Raw genomic sequence first — 17,343 nt, 5'->3', positions numbered from 1 at the left:
GGGATGGTGCTTGCCCTCACCACGGAAGCGGACGCCGAGCGCGCCCAACAGCTGGCTGAGGTCTTGCTGGAGCGCCATCTTGTGGCGTGTGTCTCCATTCACCCCGTTCAGTCTTTCTACCGCTGGGAGGGGGCGCTGGAGCATTCTGATGAGGTCCAACTGCTGATGAAGACCTCCGCCCAGCATCTGGAGGCGGTTCGCTTGGCTGTGTCAGAACTGCACAGCTATGACACACCCGAGTGGTTGAGCTGGCCGGTGACGGCTTCACCGGCCTATGGGGCTTGGGCCCTGGCTGAGCTCAGTTCAGATGCGTCGCCGCCAGCTGCTTGAGGGAGACCTGGGAGCGTGCCCCCAGTTGCGTCACGATTTGACCAGCGCAGAGAGCACCGAGCTGACCACAGCGTTCGAGGGACTCGCCCTGGGTGAAGGCATGCAGGAATCCCCCGGCATAGAGGTCGCCTGCTCCTGTGGTGTCCACCAGGTCGCCCAGGCCGAAGATGCCGATATCCCAGCGTTCGTCTCCACTCAGCACGACGGATCCCTGGGCTCCACGGGTGATCGCGATCACCGAGCAGCAGCCGCGGACCCGGTCGAGGGCCTGATCGAAATCCTCGGTTTCGTAGAGCGACTGAATCTCGACATCGTTGGCGAACAGCACATCCACATGGCCATTGACCAGCTCGAGGAAACTCTCCCTATGCCGATCCACGCAGAAGCCATCCGATAGGGAGAGGGCCACTTGTCCTCCTGATTCTCGGCAGGCTTCTGCGGCGGCGATGAAGGCTCGCTTGGCGGCTGGGCTGTCCCAGAGGTACCCCTCCAGATAGAGCACCTTGGCCTGCTTGACCATCGACAGATCGAGATCCTCCGGCTCCAGCTGGGTGGAGGCTCCCAGGAAGGTGCACATGGTCCGCTCCGCGTCGGGCGTGACGTAAATCAGGCAGCGCGCTGTTGTGGCTCCGCTGGTGGCGGCTGGGGTTTCAAAGCGTGCACCAACGGCTCGGATGTCGTGGCTGAAAATGGTGCCGAGCTGGTCGTCACGGACACGACCGATGAAACCAGCGCGACCGCCGAGCTGGGCGATCCCGACCATGGTGTTGGCGACAGATCCACCGGAGGTCTCAAGGCCAGGACCGCTCGCCTTGTAGAGGGTCTCGGCCTGTTGTTCATCGATTAACGCCATGCCTCCTTTCTGGAGGCCGTTGTCAGAGATGAAGCTGTCGTCCGTCTGAACCAGAACGTCCACGATCGCGTTGCCGATGCCAACGACATCGAGATTGCAGGTGCTGGGGAAACGGGTCTCAGGCGACATCGGTGCTGTGAAGACAGCCCCGAAGTATGAACCTCAGAGGCTCAGGCGCTCAACAACGCGCGTTTCGGGCCATGGATCGGATCTTCCACAACGATGGTCTGATCACGGCTGGCACCAAGCGAGACGATGGCGATCGGCACTTCCATCAAATCCGCGAGGAAGCGCAGGTAATCCATGGCCGGTTTGGGGAGATCCTCAAGACTGCGGCATTCCTCGGTTGAGCATTGCCAGCCAGGCAGTGTTTTGAAGATGGGCTTGCACTGGGCGAAGTCCTCGGCACTGCTAGGGAAGTGCTCGATCCGCTCGCCGTTGAGCTCATAGGCCACGCAAACCTGGATCTCGTCGAGTTCATCCAGAACATCCAGCTTGGTCACGGCCAGACAGTCCAAGCCGTTCACCTGCACGGCATAGCGACCGATCACACCGTCAAACCAACCGCAGCGCCGCCGCCGGCCAGTGGTGGTTCCGAATTCCCCACCGCGTTCGGTGAGCTGATCATTCAGGCTCCCGCTCAGTTCCGTTGGGAAGGGGCCCTCACCCACACGGGTGGTGTAGGCCTTGGCGACGCCGATAACACGGTCAATCAGAGTCGGACCGACGCCCGCACCGATGCAGGCCCCTCCGGAGACGGGATTGGACGAGGTGACGTAGGGGTAGGTGCCATGGTCCAGGTCCAACAGCGTGCCCTGGGCTCCTTCGAACAGGATGTTTTTGCGATCCCTGGCAGCCTGGTGAATGGCCTGGGTGCACTCCACAACGTGGGGTGCGAGGCGCTTCCCGTATTCCAGATATTCCTTGATGACATCCTCGGCGTTCAGAGGAGCAACGCCGTAGATGGTTTCAAGAAGTTCGTTCTTTTCCTGCAGAGGCCCCTCAAGGCGTTCCCTCAGCCGTTGTTCGTCCAGCAGGTCGATCACGCGGATGCCGCTGCGCTGCGACTTGTCCGCATAGGTGGGGCCGATTCCGCGGCCAGTTGTTCCGATCCGACGCGCTCCGCGTTGCTTCTCCATGGCCTGATCGAGCAGGCGGTGGTACGGCATCGTCACGTGAGCCGTGGATGCCAAGCGCAGGCCCGAAATATCGATGTCATTGGCGATGAGCATGTCGAGCTCACCAAGCATCACCTTGGGATCCACGACCGTTCCTGACCCAATCAGGCAGATCGTGTCGGGATAGAGGATTCCAGAGGGAATGAGGTGCAATTTCAGGACACGTTCGTCAACGACGATCGTGTGGCCTGCATTCACACCACCCTGATAGCGCACCACCACATCGGCCGAGCGGCTGAGGAGATCGGTGATCTTTCCTTTTCCCTCGTCACCCCACTGCGCTCCGATGACGACAACGTTGGCCAAGAACACGGCGGCCCGAAGCCGCAGATCTGCACAATCCGCGAGTATCTCAGATCTCGGGTGGCCTCGTCAAAGCGTGTGTCCAGGGGCTCAGCTGCCCCGGACCACAGACTTCTCGGCTTTGCTTAATTCCTTGGCGATCCGGTCATGGAGTGCCTCAGGAAGGGGACGGTTGGCATAGGAGGTGTAGTGACCCGCCAGAGAGTTCAGTGCGGTCTGCATTGTTGTGAAGGAGCTGAGTCCGTTCACGCGCGGCTGAGGCCGGTAGCGGGACATGTAGTCGTTGATCAGTGACCGAGCGTCCGCTTCGGCTTCGGCGTGGGTTGGATCGTCCTGGGGCAGGTCGATCACCGTTCGCAACGTGCGGGAGACCGCCACGGTGTCTTCCACGTAATTGCCGCTCAAACGGGCTTCAGCATCACCACTGCAGGCGGTTAGAAAAAGGCATAAGCCCAGGCCGAGGGCTACAGCAGCCCGGCTCAAGGGGCGAAGCAGGCGTGTCAGTGCGGAGAGCATGAAACCCTTGAGAATCTGCTGACTTTAGGGGTGGAGTGCCTTGATCAGGCAAGACAAGGCCTCTGCGTGGGGAAGCTTCTGTACCTCTCGGTTGCTGCGCTGAACAAGCTCAACGACGCCATCGGTTGCGTCCCGTCCCACCACGATCCGCCAGGGAATACCGATCAAATCCGCGTCTTTGAATTTGACGCCCGCTCGTTCCTTTCGGTCGTCGATGAGCACGTCGACCCCTGCCTTCTGAAGTTGCTCATAGAGCGTTTCCCCCAGCTGGGCCTGGGTCTCGTCCTGGATGTTGGCGACGACCACAATCGCTTCGAATGGGGCGATTGTGGGTGGCCAGCAGATGCCACCGTCATCGTGATGCTGTTCGACGGCAGCCTGCGCCAGCCTGGAAACGCCGATCCCATAGCAACCCATCCAGAACGTTTCGGTCTTGCCGTTCTCGTTGGTGAAGCGACTATCCATGGCTTCGGAATATTTCCGGCCCAACTGAAAAATGTGGCCGACTTCGATGCCACGTTTTTCAGTCAGCCGTGATTCCGGGTTGTGTCGACAGGCGTCGCCCGCCCTTGCATTGCGCAGATCCAACCTTGTTGGCTGTTGCTTGAGGGCGGCCCAGCTGGTGTTGAAACGGTGCTGATCAGGCGTATTGGCACCACAGACAAAATGGCCCAACTCAAGGGCTGTTTCGTCTGCCAGACGCAGGAAGGTTGGCTCCCAGGTCTTCGCTCCCTGCAGGACGTCATCGGACAAGTCAGGCCCGATGGATCCGAAGGGGATTGGATCGATTTGTTGGCGGTTTTGGTCGTCTGGCGTGATCGAACGGCAATCGAGGACGCCCTTGCCCAGGATGCCGCTGACGGCGTTGACGACTTTGGTGGGGTTCAGGTCCTGGTCACCACGAAGGCTGATCAGCAGGGGTTGGAGCGTGTCGTCGTCCAAGGCCGCCACACAAAGCAGCACCTTCACCACTTGGCTTGGATCCCAGCCTTTGGCGTCGCAGAGGCTCTCGATGCTCCCCAAGCCAGGGGTCGGGATGCACTCCTCAGGGCCTTCGGGTAGGGGCGATGCCGCTGGGGCAATCGAAACAGCCTTCTCCTGATTGGCCGCGTATTGCCCGTCATCGCTGATCAGGATCAGGTCTTCCCCGGCATCCGCCGTCACCATGAACTCCTGGGAGGCAGCACCTCCGATCGCTCCGCTGTCGGCATCGACAGGGACGGCATCGAGTCCGCAACGTTCAAAAATGCGGCGATAGGCCTGATCCATCAACCCGTAGGTCTCGCGAAGGTCCGCTTCGCTGGCATGAAAGGAGTAGGCGTCTTTCATGATGAATTCTCGACCTCGCATCAGACCGAAGCGAGGACGGATCTCGTCTCGGAATTTGGTCTGGATTTGATAAAGGTTCACCGGAAGCTGCCGGTACGACCTCAACAGCTCACCTGCCAGGTTCGTGATGACTTCTTCGTGGGTTGGTCCAAGCCCCAGCTCTCTGCCTTGCCGGTCTTCGAGGTGAAACATGATTCCCTCGCCAGCTGTGTAGCCCTGCCAGCGACCGCTTTTCTGCCAGAGCTCTGCAGGGTGCAGCTGTGGAAGCAGGGTCTCCTGGGCGCCGGCGCGGTTCATCTCCTCACGCACCACGGCTGTGATTTTTTGAAGCACCCTCCACATCAGAGGTAGATAGGCGTAAATCCCTGATCCAATGCGACGGATGTACCCAGCACGCAGAAGCAACTGATGCGAGGTGATCTCCGCTTCGGCGGGAACATCCCGAAGCGTCACCAGCAGCAGGCGGGAGACGCGCATCGATCGCAAGAAAACGAGATTTGGAAGCTATCACCGCTCCGGAAGCATGCCGATCGCAGAAGTGTCCGTTTTGCTGGGATTCCACTGTGCGCCCTGAGTCTCGGCTGCTACCGTCCAGCTCATTCCAGCCTGTCCTAGGCCCGTCTCATGTTTCCTCGGTCCGTTGAATCTGTGGCGTCACACGTTCAACAACAGGCAGAACTTTCCATGGATTCAGCCCAAGCTTCCGCGCAACCTGAGGCCTTGGTGGGCATTGACGACGTTCAGAAATCTCTCAATCGTTCTCGCGCATCGGTCTATCGCTACACCAACACAGACCCTCGCAACCTCAATCCTCCCTTCAATCCCCGCAAGCTGAATCCGGAATACCGCAGCGATCAGAAAGATCCGCTGATGTTCCATCCCAACGAAGTTGCACGCTTCGCCAAGGACGTTCTGCGCATCAAGGAAGTCACTGTTGAGGTGTTGAATTCTCCGTCAACGGCGACGCAACAGATTCTGGGATCAATCCTTGAAGAGCTCCGTCTGATTCGCACCCATCTCGAAGGCAGCGTGCAGCCCCCTTCTGATCTAAGTGCACGTCTCGACCAGCAAGATCGTCCAGCTGCTTAATGATCCATGCATCTGTCTTTGGGCAGTGACAGAATGAATTGATCAACGTTGTGATGAGAAGAGGGAGCCCTTGTGACTCCCCGTTCTATGGCCTCAGATGCTTTCCTCCCGTCTGGCGATGACGCCATCGCGTCGTCTGAGACGGATGAGCCGTTTAGTCGTAGCGCCTCTTTGACGGCCTTAACTGGACTGCTGATTGCTGTTGTCAGCTTCAGTGCTCCTTTGGTGGCTGTGATCACGGATCGACCCTTCTCCTCTCCGCGACTGATCCCAACCGCCTCGCATCGGAATGGATCTCCATCAGCTCCCCCCGTCTCCTTCGCAAGGATTGGTGAATCTCATCGTGGAGATTCCGGCAGGAAGCAGAAATAAATACGAATATCTGGCTGAGGCTGGCGTCATGGTGCTGGACAGGGTGATGCACTCCTCGGTGCGTTACCCGTTCGATTACGGCTTCATTCCCAACACGCAGGCGGACGATGGATCTCCCCTTGATGCCATGGTCATCATGGCCGAGCCCACTTTTGCGGGCTGTCTGATCAAGGCCCGCCCTATCGGGGTTTTGGATCTGTATGACCTGGATGTCTACGACGGGAAGATCTTGTGTGTTCCCGATGCGGATCCCCGTCAAGACGAGATCCGTAGCATTCGCCAGATTGCGGCATCACAGCTTGAGGAGGTCGCTGAATTTTTCAGGACATACCGCACGCTGCAAGGAGGAGTTGTGTCGATTGATGGTTGGCGCGACATCGATGCGGTCCAGCCATTACTGGATTTCTGTATCAAAGCGGCCAACTGATCTCAGAAAAGGTCCGCTTGATTCGGCCAGTTGCTTGTAGGTTGGTGCGCATTGAGATTCGCCGAAACTGTGCCCACCATCCGATTCGAGCAGGAAGACCAGCAGGTTGGCTGCATCGAGGGCGCGAATCTGCGAAAAGCTGCACTTGATGCAGGGATCAACCCCTACAAGAGCCTCAACAACCTCAACAACTGCAGTGGCGTTGGTCAGTGCGGCACCTGTGTGATGGAGGTGGTTGAAGGTCAGGGCAACCTTTCACCCCGCAGCGACGTGGAAGAGGTGTACCTGGCTGACCGGCCTGCGAACTTCCGCTTGAGCTGCCGCACCACTGTGAACGGTGATGTGACGGTTCGCACCCGTCCGGCCGAAGGTGTTGGCCGCGGCTCCAACAGCCTCGTTGGTGCGATCAAATCCCTGTTTGGCCGCTGAGTCTTGGCGGGAATTCTCCAGGTCTACAGCTACAACCGCTGCAGCACCTGTCGGAAGGCGTTGGCATGGCTGTCTGAGCGAGGAATCGCCCACGACGTCCACGACATCACCCTGAACCCACCGTCTAGGGAGCTGCTGTCGGCGGCTTATCAATGTTTTGGTGAGCGGAAGCTGTTGTTCAACACCAGTGGCCAGAGCTATCGAGCCATGGGAGCTGCATCGGTGAAGGCCCTCACCGATGACGAGGCTCTTGATGCTCTGGCTGCCGACGGAAAACTGATCAAACGCCCTTTTGTGGTGGTGGATTCCTCCACGTTTCTGATCGGCTTTAAGCCTGATCTCTGGGAGTCGACGCTCCAGGGCTGAAATTCAATCCATCCAATTCGCTGATCAGAGCATCGACATCTCCTTGGTCACGGATTTGGCGGAAGCTCGATCGTTTGATGTCTTCCAGCAGGGCCACGAGCAAATCCTGACTTCGAGTCAATACAGGGCCTTGTTCCAGCATGTGTGCAAGTTCCTCCCACAGTCGATCGAGGGCCTCTGATCCCAGGGATTCGAGGACAGGGTCGCGCTGACCGATGCGGTTGCCGGCTCCCTTCGAGAGGTCGAGGACGGAGGTCACCATGCTTTCCGCCATCTGGCGGCTGAATTCCGATTCGGCGTTTTGCAGTCCGGGGAGCCGCCGTAAGGCGTCAGGCACCACGTTCCGGTCCAAACTCTGCTGCACCAGATGGCTGATCAAGCCTTGCAGTTGCGGGCGCATGGCTGGGCCAACACGGGTCAGCAGCAGTGGCACCCATAACCGCAGCAGCTCGACCACCTCCCGCTCATCATTTAGATCACTGCTTTGGTAACTGCACAGTCCCCGCACCCTCTCTGGCAATTGCGGAGATCGGATCAATTGCTGGAGTGTGTCGACGAGTCGGATGGCGATGACCTCAAACAGTTCCACCGCCAACAGGGCCACCACGCCGCGGCTGATGACCGCACGAAGAGGTTCCAATTGCAGCAGCCCTGCTCCGCAAAGGCGCTCTGTGACAGGGATCACCCTGAGCCAGCGCGCAAATGGAAGCAGCAGTGGCAGGTCGATCCAGCGACGTAACAGGGCGTCGCGCCAGCGGATCGCGGGGTAGCGCTGTTTCAGGCGCAGGGTCCGCAGAAGGATGTCGAGGAGGAACAGGAGTTGAAACGGAGTGTCGATGCGCCAGCTCAGATCGCTGGGGCGTCCGTTTTCGTCGATGCTTCGCCAGTAATTGCTTTCCACCAGGGGCACGATCTGCTGGCTCCAGAACTGACGCTCCTGGCTCCAGGGGGATTTCTCGAGATGCTCGGGGCTCAGTAGAAGGTTGGCCGATGCGCGAGCTGATTCCAGGCCGGTGCGTGCTCGGAGTCGGTTCTTGAATTTCTCAAGCGCACCGGCATTGCCTGAACTGATGAACGGGTTGCTGTCCATTAGCCCCGTGGTTAGAGCCGCCTGCTGCTTCAGCAGATCGCTGCTTTCAGGTGTGCGCGAACCGTTTTTCAGGAGTGCTTGATCCAGGGCGCTGTATGCCTTGAGATAAGCCTCTGTGTCGCGATGGGGTTCGATGCCCTTTAAGGGGTCCAGAAGTGGGGTGATGTCCGGTAGCCAGGGCAGAGGGACCACCAGGGGCAGCGATGGAACCGGATAAAGATTGCGTTGAAGCCAGAACGTGCGCAGGGGGATGTAGGTGAGGTCAAGAGCGACCCAGCTGAGATTGATTGCGGCGATGACGGCAATGGCCTGGTCCCACCGGCGCCAGCTGAGCAGGCCTCGATGGGGCTTGAGTGCTTGCCAGCGTGGACGGATCATGGGGCCTGCAGGCTCCCCCTATCGTGGGTCGAAAGATTGAGCCTGCCCACATTGAACGCGGAGAAAGGGCCTTCTGATGTGAAGGGCAGAGTGAGCGCGATTTGGGAGTTCTGGGCCCCGTTTCTGTTCACGGTCTCGCTGTATCTCTTGCTTCGGCAATTCGCCTTTGAAGCGCGTTACATCCCATCGGGATCGATGCTTCCTGGCCTGCAGGTTGGCGACAAGTTGATCGTTGAGAAACTTTCGTATCGGTCCCGCCCTCCCCAGCGTGGTGAGATCGTCGTGTTCAATTCCCCAAGTGCGTTTGATCCCGTCTGGAAACTGGAGTCGGGGCAACCGAATCCACTGAAGTGCGGCATCGTCACCTTCCCAGGCATCAGTTGGGTTGTCGATCGGGTCCTGGTGCAGCGCTACCCCGAATGTGAGGCCTGGATTAAACGGGTGGTCGGTGTTCCTGGCGATGTTGTTGAGGTCAACAGTCGTGGCGCTGTGAGCATCAACGGCACAGCCTTCAAAGAGCCTTACGTCACCAACTTCTGTTCGGATCGCGATGGAATGATCGGCTGCAAAGGTCTGTATGCCGTCGTCCCCGAAGGCAACGTTGTCGTTTTGGGTGACAACCGTCGCAACAGCCAGGATGCACGTCGTTGGCCCGGGGGGCCGTTCCTGCCCGACGATCAGATCATCGGGCGTGCTGTCTTCCGCTTCTGGCCGCCTGCGCGGATCGGTCCGCTCAGCAACTGAGTCCGCAGGCCACAACACTGCCCTGAAGTTCACGTCCCAGCCAGGGAATGTTGGCAGCGCGCGGAGCTCCAGGCGTGCTTCTCTCGACCGACCAGCGTTGCTCGGGATCGAACAGCAGCCAGCGCCGGCTGCCCTGCTCAAGCTGTTCAGGGGGCTGATCGATCAGGGCCGACGGCCCAAAGCTGAGGGCTTGCCAAAGATCTTCAACGGTCCAGCGGCCCGATTGCACCAGAGCCTTCCAAAGCGCTGGCAGCACCAGATGGTGGCCGCTGAGGCCTGCCGGACGCTGGTCACCCGGCAACAGCATGTCCTCGGCATCCAGAGGCACAGCATGGACAGCCACGGCAGTAATGATTCGCTGTTGAACGGCCTGGATCAACTGGTCACGATCCTCCGGACCCCCGAGGGAGGGGCAGACGCGCCAGCCTGGATCGCTGCTGGCCAGCATGCTGCGGTCGTTCAGGAGATGCCACCAGCTCACGCTGCTCAGGGGAGGGAACTCGCAGCTGGCGAGTTGAACAACCGCTGCTGCCGTGGACAGATTCATGAGTCGCAGTTGTCGTTCCGGATGGCGTTGATGCAGCAACAGCAACTGGCTGAGCGGAAGGGTCTCGCTGGTGATCGGATCCGCTGGCCATCCGGCCCGCAGTGTTTCCACGCCTTCCCGCACCAGACCCTCCCCCTGCAGTGCGGGATCGCGGGGTGCCACGAGCACTGGGCATCCCCCCATCTCTCCGAGCAGCAGTCCCCGTTCCAGCAACGGGGTTGGAACCATGGCGACATCGTCTGCCAGCCCGATGGCACCGTGTTCGAGCAGATCGCCATGGGGGGCAAGTTCATCTGCCTTGCCGCCCCGGCTGAAGCCTCCCCAAAGGTGCAGGCGAACCGTTGCTGCTTGATTCTGATCGAGGCTGAATCCCTGGAGCTGCTCCGGGCAATCGCGCCAGTTGTTGCTGCGGGGAAGCAGGGCAATCTGGCCGTAGCCCCCTGCGGCGGCACAGTGCCGCAGGCTCACGGCTGTTTCCTGGTCCCCACTGAAGGGGGTCTCAAGGATGGAATGGGGATCAACAAGGCAGGGGGCGACCAGTTGATCCGATGCTGGGCTGGCCTTGATGCCCAGGCCCAGGGCCTGCTGCCGGGCGTCGTCGTCAAAGCCGACCAGCACCCCCTGATCGATCAGAACTGCACCGAGCTGAACCGTGTGTCCGGGGCCACGCAGGATGCGCACCGGATCCAGCAGCAAGGTGTCGTTCATGACGTCAGAGAGCGCCTGCTGCCGTTCGGTCAATCACGCTTCCGAAATGGGAGGTGAGGTTGAGGCAGGTCACCACTGCAGGCTGGCCTGGATCGGCGGCAATGTCGACCACCGTGACGCCACCGTTGCCCTGTTTGACGGCCCAGATGTCGGCCGGAGTTAGGCCAAGCAGGTCGCACAGAATTGTCTTGTTGACGGCGTCGTGGGCCACCACCAGCACCGTTTCCTCAGGCTTCAGCTCACCAGCGATCTCTCCCCAGCTCCGGACGGAACGGGCCCACACGTCCTGGATGGTTTCCCCCTCAGGCATCTGCACGGTTTCTGGAGCACGCTTCCAGGTGTCCAGAAGCTCCGACCAGCCGTCTCTGATCTCGGATTCGAGCTTGCCTTCCCACAGTCCGTGTCCGATCTCCACCAGTCCATCGATTTGGGTCAAGGGCACATCGGGATGCGCCTCGAGAATGATCTGGGCCGTTTCCGTTGGCCGCGACAGGGTGCTGCTCCAGGCCCGATCGATGGGGATGTCTTTGAGGAAATCGCGGGCGGCCGCGGCTTGACGGCGACCGTTGCTGTTAAGCGGAATGTCGATTTGTCCCTGGAAGCGGCCTGCCTTGTTCCAGTCGGTCTCGCCGTGCCGCACCAGGATCAGCCTGGCGTTCTTGCCCTTCTCCGGCAGAGGTTGCAGGTGTGTGGTGCTGTTCAGGCATTCGATCTGCACCTGGGGGCGATCAACGCCGGGATGGAGGTTGAAGATCGAGAGGGAGGTGTTGTCGACGCGGAGCCGTCGAAAACCATTGTCTGGTTCTCCAAGCAACACCAGCATCAGGCAGCGCAGGATGGCGTTGTGGGCCACCACCAGCACCGTGTCATTGCCATCGACGGGATGGCGCTGCAGCAGGTTGGTGATGAATCCACGTGCCTGCTCCATCAGCTCCGCCAGGGGCTTGTAAGACGAACCGTCCCGACGTTGAAGTTCCAACCTCATCGGTTGCTGTTTCCAGATGCTGTAAGCCTCTGGTGACCCTTCGATGAGCTCATCGATGGTTTGACCGGACCAGGGTTCCAGATCCACTTCCAGCAGGCCGTCATCGAGCAGAACATCCGGTGCCTGACCGGCATGAGCCTCCAGCAGGCTTGCGGTTGTGGCGGCAGCCCGTTGCAACGGCGAGCTGTAGATGGCGTGGAAGCTCACCTCCTGCAGCGAGCGGCCCAGGGCCCTTGCCTGTTCATGACCCTCATCACTGAGGTTCGAAAGATCATCCCGACCCTGGATGCGCCGCTCCTTGTTGAAACTGCTGAGACCGTGGCGGACCAAAAGAAGACGAAGGGGCACGGTTCAGCGCAGCGTCAGGGCGCGGCCATCGTATGGAAACGGCCTTTCGGGGGGACAATCGTGGGGAGTTGACGCCAGCTGGTGCCCAGTTCCCCACGACCGGTTTCCCCGCGCTGGAAGGGGCTTCTGGCGGCCCTATCACTGGCCCTGGCCGGTTTTATCTGGCTGTCGGGCTTGGTTGACAGTTTGTCCAGACCATCGGTGGCTCCGGCCCTGAGCCTTCAGCAGCAGGAGCTGACGCTCCTGGCGGAGCCAGCGGTGCCGTCCTCGTTGAGAGAAGTCTTGCTGGGGGAGTCGCCGCGGGATGCGCTGCTCAAAGCCCTGGAGGGGATTTCATCCGAGGATCGCAGTGAGCGGCAGCAACGGATGCTCCTGCTCTTGCAGGGCCAGACTCCTGCCTCTGCAGACCGTGAAAGCGAACCCGAAGATCCCCTGCTCCAGCAGCTGCGGTGCGAAGTCAGCACGTCTGATCCGGGGCTCTGCATTGATGGTGCAGCGGCGGGCCAAGCGGCGTTGCGTTTGGCGTTCAGCACGGTGCTGCCCCTGGTGACCGCCCTGATCGGTGGTCTGCTGCTGATCGGCCAGGCCTGGCGGTTGGTGCGGGGCCGTCTGATGGCCTGGCCAGCGGTTCAGGGGCCGGACCTGACTTTGATCGATATGGCCCTTCTGGTGGCGGGAGGCTTTGTCGTCATCAGTGCCGTTGGCGTCCCATTGGTGGCGTTCCCCTTGGTCGGTGCACTCACGGCCGGGCTCGCCAGTCCCCGCCGTGAAGCCGTGGGCGTGGTGATCAACTACGGCGTGATGGCTCTGCCAAGCCTGCTGATCCTCTGGCGGCAGTTGCGGGCCCTGCCGAAGCAGAGTGCGCCACCATCGGGCTGGATGCAGTGGCGGCTGCGGCCTTTGCTCTCCGCTCTGCTGGATGCAGTGGCGGGTTGGTTGATGGTGACCCCCCTGGTGATGCTCACGGGATGGTTACTCGTGCGCTTGGTGGGGGATCCAGGGGGGAGCAACCCGCTGCTGGAGTTGGTGCTGGGCAGCCATGATCCGATTGCTCTCGGCTTGCTCGCTCTGACAGCCGTTGTGCTGGCTCCGCTGTTCGAAGAGACCATTTTTCGCGGTGCTCTGCTCCCAGTTCTGGCAGCCCGGCTTGGCCCCCTTGCGGGTGTCTTGCTCAGTGGCCTGTTGTTTGCCATGGCCCATATCAGTGTTGGAGAGCTGGCACCCCTCACCGTGCTCGGGGTTGGGCTGGGGTTGGTGCGGCTCCGCAGCGGACGGCTGTGGCCGTCAGTGCTGATGCATGGCCTTTGGAATGCAGTCACGTTCCTGAATCTGTTGCTGCTCTGAGCCTTGCCCCGCCTTTCCACAGGTGGTTCACTGGCCTATTCGCCTGTGATCCCGGTGGTTGCCGCTCCGGAACAGCGTGCATCGACCACAGCATTTGAGCTGATTCAAGGGTCCCTGTCCTCTGGACGGATTGCACGACGATCCCCTCTCCTGGGGGGACTCCATCGCTTGATGGACGGCACTCTGCTGGGGTTGATCGCGGCGGTTGCTGTTCTGGCGGGCCTGACGTTGCACTGGCAGCATCGCTGGACCCTGGCTTTCCGCCTTCTGGAGGCGACCAACACCCAGGCGCACCGATTGACGGAATCAACTGCTGTTATGGAACAGCACCTGCTGCAACGTTCCCAACAACCGAACACTCTTGTGCCCACCCAGGTGGCCAACCTGGTGCATCTCGATCGCCCCGCTCTGCATTCGCTCCAGCCGACCACTCCCTCTCCGATGGTTTCGTTTCAGGAGCTGGGAGATCAGCCCATTCGGTCGGGCTACTGATGACGCGGTTGTCAGGGGGTCGACCTGTTCGTTCGCGACGTTCCCGCGCACGGGTTGTTCCTCTGACGCAGGTTCCGCCGAAGCGGTTGTTGATCATTTTCTGGATTTTGGCGGCAGGGCTGCTGGGCCTGATCGGTCGCATGGCATGGCTGCAGTTGGTGCAAGCTCCAGCCTTGGAGCAGCGTGCCCGTCAACTGCAGACGCAGCGCACCCAGCCTCTGGGGCAGCGGCGCCCGATCGTCGATCGCACCGGCCGCCTGGTCGCAATGGATGAAAAGCGATTTCGGCTTTGGGCCCATCCCCGTTACTTCAACATGCCTGGAGATGCCCCCAATGCTGTCCGCCCTGTTGAGGATGTCGCAGCGGTGTTGGCTGATCCGTTGGCCCGCCCCGCGTCCGAGCTTCTAGAAGCGATGGGAACGCAGGCGTCCGGGATCAAACTTGCCGAAGAGCTTGCTCCTGAGACCGCTGATCGCATCGGTGCTCTCGGAATCAGTGGCCTGGATCTGGAGCCCTATCCCCAGCGCGTTTATCCCCAGGCATCGTTGTTCGCCAATGTTGTCGGTTTCCTCAATGTTGAGCGGCAACCCCAAGCGGGCCTTGAGCAGAGCCGTGATGGCGATCTGGCCCGTCATGAGCAGACCCGATATCTCCGTCGAGGAGCCGATGGCACCCCTTTGCCGGCCAATCTCTCCCCGGGGGCCTTCTACGGCGACGACTTGCGTTTGCAGTTGACGCTGGATTCCAGGCTCCAGCAGGTGGCTATGACCGCCCTGGCTGAGCAGGTCACGAAGTGGAAAGCGCAAAAGGGCGCCGCGATCGTGATGGATGCCACCAATGGTGAGCTGTTGGTGCTGGCATCGACACCCACGTATGACCCCAATCGTTACTGGGATTTCCCCACCGGGCGGTTTCGGGAATGGTCCGTTCAGGATCTCTACGAACCGGGATCAACGTTCAAGCCGATCAATCTGGCTCTGGCGCTCCAGGATGGCGCCATCGAGCCGACGGATCGGGTGAATGACGTCGGCCAGCTCACCATTGGTGGTTGGCCGATTTTTAACCACGACAAGCGGGCCAATGGCCTGGTGGATTTCGCCACCGTGCTGCAGGTGTCGAGCAATGTCGGCATGGTCCAGGCCATGAGCCGTCTTAACGATGACGCCTACTGGAACTGGATGCAGCGGCTCGGTATCAATCAGCGTCCTGACACCGACCTCCCTGGTGCGGTGGCCGGCCAACTCAAGAGCAAGCAGCAGTTCACTAGCCAACCGATTGAGCCGGCCACAACGGCATTTGGCCAGGGTTTTTCACTCACTCCGCTCAAGCTGGTGCAGCTTCACGCGATGTTGGCCAACGGCGGCAAGTTGATCAGCCCTCATATCACTCGCGGATTTCGCTCGGGTGATGCTTTGGCTCCGGCGGCGGCACCGAGTGGTCAGCAGCTGCTGAAGCCAGAGGTCACTCGCACGGTGCTCCAGTGGATGGAGTCGGTGGTGGATCTTGGTAGTGGCAAAGGTGTGAAAACACCCGGGTATCGGATTGGTGGCAAAACAGGGACGGCCCAAAAAGCCCTGAATGGGATTTATCTCCCAGGCGCGAAAATCTGCAGTTTTGTGGCGACCTTGCCGATTGAGGATCCCCGTTATGTGGTGTTTGTGGTGGTGGATGAGCCCCAAGGTGAAAACGCCTATGGATCCACCGTGGCCGTTCCGGTCGCCAAACAAATCATTGATGCCCTGCTGGTTGTGGAGCGCATTGCACCCTCAAAACCTGCTGAATTGAACAAGCTTTTGAACAGCTGACGCATCAAAAAGCGCCGCTACGTTACGGGTATAGAGCCGTCGTACATCATGGCCAGCCTGCTCGATCAGCTTTCACAAATGACCGTGGTCGTTGCCGACACGGGTGATCTGGAGGCGATCCGTAAGTTCACCCCTCGGGATGCCACCACCAACCCGTCACTAATCCTTGCGGCCGCCCAGATTCCGGCCTATCAGAGCCTGATTGATGAGGCTTTGCGGTCGTCGCGCAAGCTGATGGGCAGCGATGCACCGGTGGAAGACGTGGTGCGGGAAGCCCTGGATGAAATCAGTGTGATCTTCGGTAAGGAGATTCTCAAGATCGTTCCCCGTCGTGTGTCAACGGAGGTGGATGCTCGCTTGAGTTTCGATACCGACGCCACGATTGAAAAAGGGCGCAAGTTGATTCGTTTGTACAACGATGCCGGCATCAGCAACGATCGCGTTTTGATCAAAATCGCCTCCACCTGGGAAGGCATCAAAGCTGCCGAGGTGCTGGAAAAAGAGGGGATTCACTGCAATCTCACCTTGCTGTTTGGCTTCGGGCAGGCGGTGGCCTGCGCTGAAGCTGGCGTCACCCTGATTTCCCCCTTCGTCGGGCGTATCCTGGATTGGTACAAGGCTGAAACCGGGCGCGATTCTTACCCCGGGCCGGAAGATCCCGGGGTGATTTCTGTGACTCGGATTTTTAACTACTACAAGACCCACGGCTACAGCACGGAGGTGATGGGGGCGAGCTTCCGCAACATCGATGAGATCACGGAGCTGGCCGGTTGTGATCTGCTCACGATTTCACCCAAGTTGCTGGATCAGCTCCGCGAAAGTGATGCAGCCCTAACCCAGAAGTTGGATGCGGCCCATTCCAGCGGGGGTGAGGACAAGATCCACGTTGATCGCGCCAAGTTCGATGCGTTGATGCATGACGACCGGATGGCCACCGACAAACTCACTGAGGGCATCAAAGGTTTCAGCAAGGCGATTGAAACCCTGGAGCATCAGCTGGCCCATCGTCTTGCTGAACTGGAGGGTGGCTCCGCCTTCCGCCACGCTGTCTCCGAGATCTTCATGCTCAACGACATGAACGGTGATGGGTCGATTACCCGCGATGAATGGCTTGGTAGTGATGCCATCTTCGATGCGCTGGATCAAGATCATGATGGTTTGATCTCCCAGGAAGACGTGCGCCAAGGCTTTGGCGCTGCTCTGGCACTGACCTCCGTCTGAGTTCGCCGTCTAAGTCCGTCGTCTGATCTGTTGCTGAGGAGAAGCTTGCATCGCTTCTCCTTTCATTCACGTTTGATTTTTCGGTCAACGATTCATTCCAATGCATGCGCTAGACACCATGCGCGCTTTGGCAAGCAAGGCCGAAGTGATCCATCTGAAGCAGGGGCAGATTCTGTTTCGCACTGGGGAAACCGGAACCTGCATGTATGGGTTATTGGAAGGATCCGTGCGTCTCACCTGGATCGATTCGACAGGCCATGAAGGGCATGAAGACATCCCTGTTGGCCATGTTTTTGGCGCAGGTGCCCTCGTGATAGAGGACCATGAGCGTCTGAGCACAGCCACGGCCACCAGTGATTGCCGGCTGATTGCCATGAACCGCGACAAGTTTCTGTTTGCGGTTCAGGAGACACCGATGTTTGCGGTGCAGCTTCTCGCGTCGATCGATGCCCGTTTGCGGGACATCAAGTTGGCCGACGGATGAGCTCC

The 17,343-nt window shown here is 59.9% G+C and carries 18 protein-coding genes; 11 read left to right on the top strand and 7 right to left on the bottom strand.

The window, feature by feature from the left end:
* Positions 1 to 3 precede the first annotated feature (3 nt).
* Entirely contained in the window at positions 4 to 330 is a 327-nt protein-coding gene (gene cutA, locus DXY29_RS06870) for a divalent-cation tolerance protein CutA (RefSeq protein WP_115023971.1), read from the top strand.
* Here cutA and DXY29_RS06865 read toward each other — a convergent pair.
* The 4 genes from DXY29_RS06865 to DXY29_RS06850 all read right to left on the bottom strand — a co-directional run bounded on the left by DXY29_RS06865 (position 299) and on the right by DXY29_RS06850 (position 4,986).
* Positions 299 to 1,312 carry an adenosine kinase gene (locus tag DXY29_RS06865; protein WP_115023969.1) on the bottom strand — a complete coding sequence of 338 codons (1,014 nt, stop codon included), beginning with the start codon at positions 1,310 to 1,312 and terminating at the stop codon, positions 299 to 301. The two genes, cutA and DXY29_RS06865, sit on opposite strands and share 32 nt — an antisense overlap.
* A 41-nt stretch (positions 1,313 to 1,353) precedes the next feature.
* Positions 1,354 to 2,673 carry an adenylosuccinate synthase gene (locus DXY29_RS06860; protein WP_170952146.1) on the bottom strand — a complete coding sequence of 440 codons (1,320 nt, stop codon included), beginning with the start codon at positions 2,671 to 2,673 and terminating at the stop codon, positions 1,354 to 1,356.
* Positions 2,674 to 2,754: 81 nt separating this feature from the next.
* Positions 2,755 to 3,180, bottom strand: a complete 426-nt coding sequence (gene psb27 / locus DXY29_RS06855; protein ID WP_115023968.1) for a photosystem II protein Psb27 — start codon at positions 3,178 to 3,180, stop codon at positions 2,755 to 2,757.
* A 24-nt stretch (positions 3,181 to 3,204) separates the two neighbouring features.
* Positions 3,205 to 4,986 carry a proline--tRNA ligase gene (locus DXY29_RS06850; protein ID WP_115023966.1) on the bottom strand — a complete coding sequence of 594 codons (1,782 nt, stop codon included), beginning with the start codon at positions 4,984 to 4,986 and terminating at the stop codon, positions 3,205 to 3,207.
* Positions 4,987 to 5,193: 207 nt separating this feature from the next.
* Here DXY29_RS06850 and DXY29_RS06845 point away from each other — a divergent pair, with 207 nt between their 5' ends.
* The 4 genes from DXY29_RS06845 (at position 5,194) to DXY29_RS06830 (ending at position 7,192) form a co-directional block, all read left to right on the top strand.
* On the top strand, positions 5,194 to 5,598 hold the full coding sequence (locus DXY29_RS06845; RefSeq protein WP_226398787.1) for a resolvase: 405 nt from the start codon (positions 5,194 to 5,196) through the stop codon (positions 5,596 to 5,598).
* A 289-nt stretch (positions 5,599 to 5,887) separates the two neighbouring features.
* Positions 5,888 to 6,397, top strand: coding sequence for an inorganic diphosphatase (locus DXY29_RS06840; protein ID WP_115023963.1), 510 nt, complete (start codon positions 5,888 to 5,890; stop codon positions 6,395 to 6,397).
* A gap of 69 nt (positions 6,398 to 6,466) precedes the next feature.
* A complete protein-coding gene (locus DXY29_RS06835; protein WP_115023962.1) occupies positions 6,467 to 6,826 on the top strand; it encodes a 2Fe-2S iron-sulfur cluster-binding protein in 360 nt (119 codons plus the stop codon).
* A 3-nt stretch (positions 6,827 to 6,829) separates the two neighbouring features.
* Positions 6,830 to 7,192, top strand: coding sequence for an arsenate reductase family protein (locus DXY29_RS06830; protein ID WP_115023960.1), 363 nt, complete (start codon positions 6,830 to 6,832; stop codon positions 7,190 to 7,192).
* Here DXY29_RS06830 and DXY29_RS06825 read toward each other — a convergent pair.
* Positions 7,155 to 8,660, bottom strand: a complete 1,506-nt coding sequence (locus DXY29_RS06825; protein ID WP_115023958.1) for a hypothetical protein — start codon at positions 8,658 to 8,660, stop codon at positions 7,155 to 7,157. The genes DXY29_RS06830 and DXY29_RS06825 overlap by 38 nt on opposite strands.
* Before the next feature lie 78 nt (positions 8,661 to 8,738).
* Here DXY29_RS06825 and lepB point away from each other — a divergent pair, with 78 nt between their 5' ends.
* On the top strand, positions 8,739 to 9,404 hold the full coding sequence (gene lepB, locus DXY29_RS06820) for a signal peptidase I (protein ID WP_115024334.1): 666 nt from the start codon (positions 8,739 to 8,741) through the stop codon (positions 9,402 to 9,404).
* Here the strand turns inward: lepB and DXY29_RS06815 are convergent.
* Positions 9,394 to 10,659: a dihydroorotase gene (locus DXY29_RS06815; protein WP_115024336.1), complete on the bottom strand. Its 1,266-nt coding sequence runs from the start codon at positions 10,657 to 10,659 to the stop codon at positions 9,394 to 9,396. The two genes, lepB and DXY29_RS06815, sit on opposite strands and share 11 nt — an antisense overlap.
* 4 nt (positions 10,660 to 10,663) lie before the next feature.
* Positions 10,664 to 11,992, bottom strand: a complete 1,329-nt coding sequence (locus tag DXY29_RS06810; protein ID WP_115023957.1) for a histidine phosphatase family protein — start codon at positions 11,990 to 11,992, stop codon at positions 10,664 to 10,666.
* A gap of 81 nt (positions 11,993 to 12,073) precedes the next feature.
* Between DXY29_RS06810 and DXY29_RS06805 the strand changes: the two genes are divergently transcribed.
* The 5 genes from DXY29_RS06805 (at position 12,074) to DXY29_RS06785 (ending at position 17,338) form a co-directional block, all read left to right on the top strand.
* On the top strand, positions 12,074 to 13,336 hold the full coding sequence (locus DXY29_RS06805) for a CPBP family intramembrane glutamic endopeptidase (RefSeq protein ID WP_115023955.1): 1,263 nt from the start codon (positions 12,074 to 12,076) through the stop codon (positions 13,334 to 13,336).
* Positions 13,337 to 13,339: 3 nt separating this feature from the next.
* Positions 13,340 to 13,828: a hypothetical protein gene (locus DXY29_RS06800; protein ID WP_115023954.1), complete on the top strand. Its 489-nt coding sequence runs from the start codon at positions 13,340 to 13,342 to the stop codon at positions 13,826 to 13,828.
* Positions 13,828 to 15,633: a penicillin-binding protein 2 gene (locus DXY29_RS06795; protein WP_115023952.1), complete on the top strand. Its 1,806-nt coding sequence runs from the start codon at positions 13,828 to 13,830 to the stop codon at positions 15,631 to 15,633. The genes DXY29_RS06800 and DXY29_RS06795 overlap by 1 nt, the downstream gene beginning before the upstream one ends.
* Before the next feature lie 48 nt (positions 15,634 to 15,681).
* Positions 15,682 to 16,854 carry a transaldolase gene (locus DXY29_RS06790; RefSeq protein ID WP_115023950.1) on the top strand — a complete coding sequence of 391 codons (1,173 nt, stop codon included), beginning with the start codon at positions 15,682 to 15,684 and terminating at the stop codon, positions 16,852 to 16,854.
* Positions 16,855 to 16,954: 100 nt separating this feature from the next.
* Complete coding sequence (locus DXY29_RS06785) at positions 16,955 to 17,338, top strand: Crp/Fnr family transcriptional regulator (protein ID WP_115023948.1); 384 nt, start codon at positions 16,955 to 16,957, stop codon at positions 17,336 to 17,338.
* Positions 17,339 to 17,343 lie beyond the last annotated feature (5 nt).

Origin of the sequence: Synechococcus sp. UW69, from assembly GCF_900474185.1 — a bacterium.
Taxonomy (GTDB): domain Bacteria; phylum Cyanobacteriota; class Cyanobacteriia; order PCC-6307; family Cyanobiaceae; genus Parasynechococcus.
The sequence above is the reverse complement of the archived record's forward strand: the minus strand, read 5'-3'. Positions and strand labels throughout refer to the sequence as shown.

What these genes read in the sequence shown, in the direction of transcription:
- cutA (WP_115023971.1), top strand. Translation starts at nt 4, where the DNA reads ATGGTGCTTGCCCTCACCACGGAAGCGGACGCCGAGCGCGCCCAACAG.
- DXY29_RS06865 (WP_115023969.1), bottom strand. Translation starts at nt 1,312, where the DNA reads ATGTCGCCTGAGACCCGTTTCCCCAGCACCTGCAATCTCGATGTCGTT.
- psb27 (WP_115023968.1), bottom strand. Translation starts at nt 3,180, where the DNA reads ATGCTCTCCGCACTGACACGCCTGCTTCGCCCCTTGAGCCGGGCTGCT.
- DXY29_RS06850 (WP_115023966.1), bottom strand. Translation starts at nt 4,986, where the DNA reads ATGCGCGTCTCCCGCCTGCTGCTGGTGACGCTTCGGGATGTTCCCGCC.
- DXY29_RS06845 (WP_226398787.1), top strand. Translation starts at nt 5,194, where the DNA reads ATGGATTCAGCCCAAGCTTCCGCGCAACCTGAGGCCTTGGTGGGCATT.
- DXY29_RS06840 (WP_115023963.1), top strand. Translation starts at nt 5,888, where the DNA reads ATGGATCTCCATCAGCTCCCCCCGTCTCCTTCGCAAGGATTGGTGAAT.
- DXY29_RS06825 (WP_115023958.1), bottom strand. Translation starts at nt 8,660, where the DNA reads ATGATCCGTCCACGCTGGCAAGCACTCAAGCCCCATCGAGGCCTGCTC.
- DXY29_RS06815 (WP_115024336.1), bottom strand. Translation starts at nt 10,659, where the DNA reads ATGAACGACACCTTGCTGCTGGATCCGGTGCGCATCCTGCGTGGCCCC.
- DXY29_RS06795 (WP_115023952.1), top strand. Translation starts at nt 13,828, where the DNA reads ATGACGCGGTTGTCAGGGGGTCGACCTGTTCGTTCGCGACGTTCCCGC.
- DXY29_RS06790 (WP_115023950.1), top strand. Translation starts at nt 15,682, where the DNA reads ATGGCCAGCCTGCTCGATCAGCTTTCACAAATGACCGTGGTCGTTGCC.
- DXY29_RS06785 (WP_115023948.1), top strand. Translation starts at nt 16,955, where the DNA reads ATGCATGCGCTAGACACCATGCGCGCTTTGGCAAGCAAGGCCGAAGTG.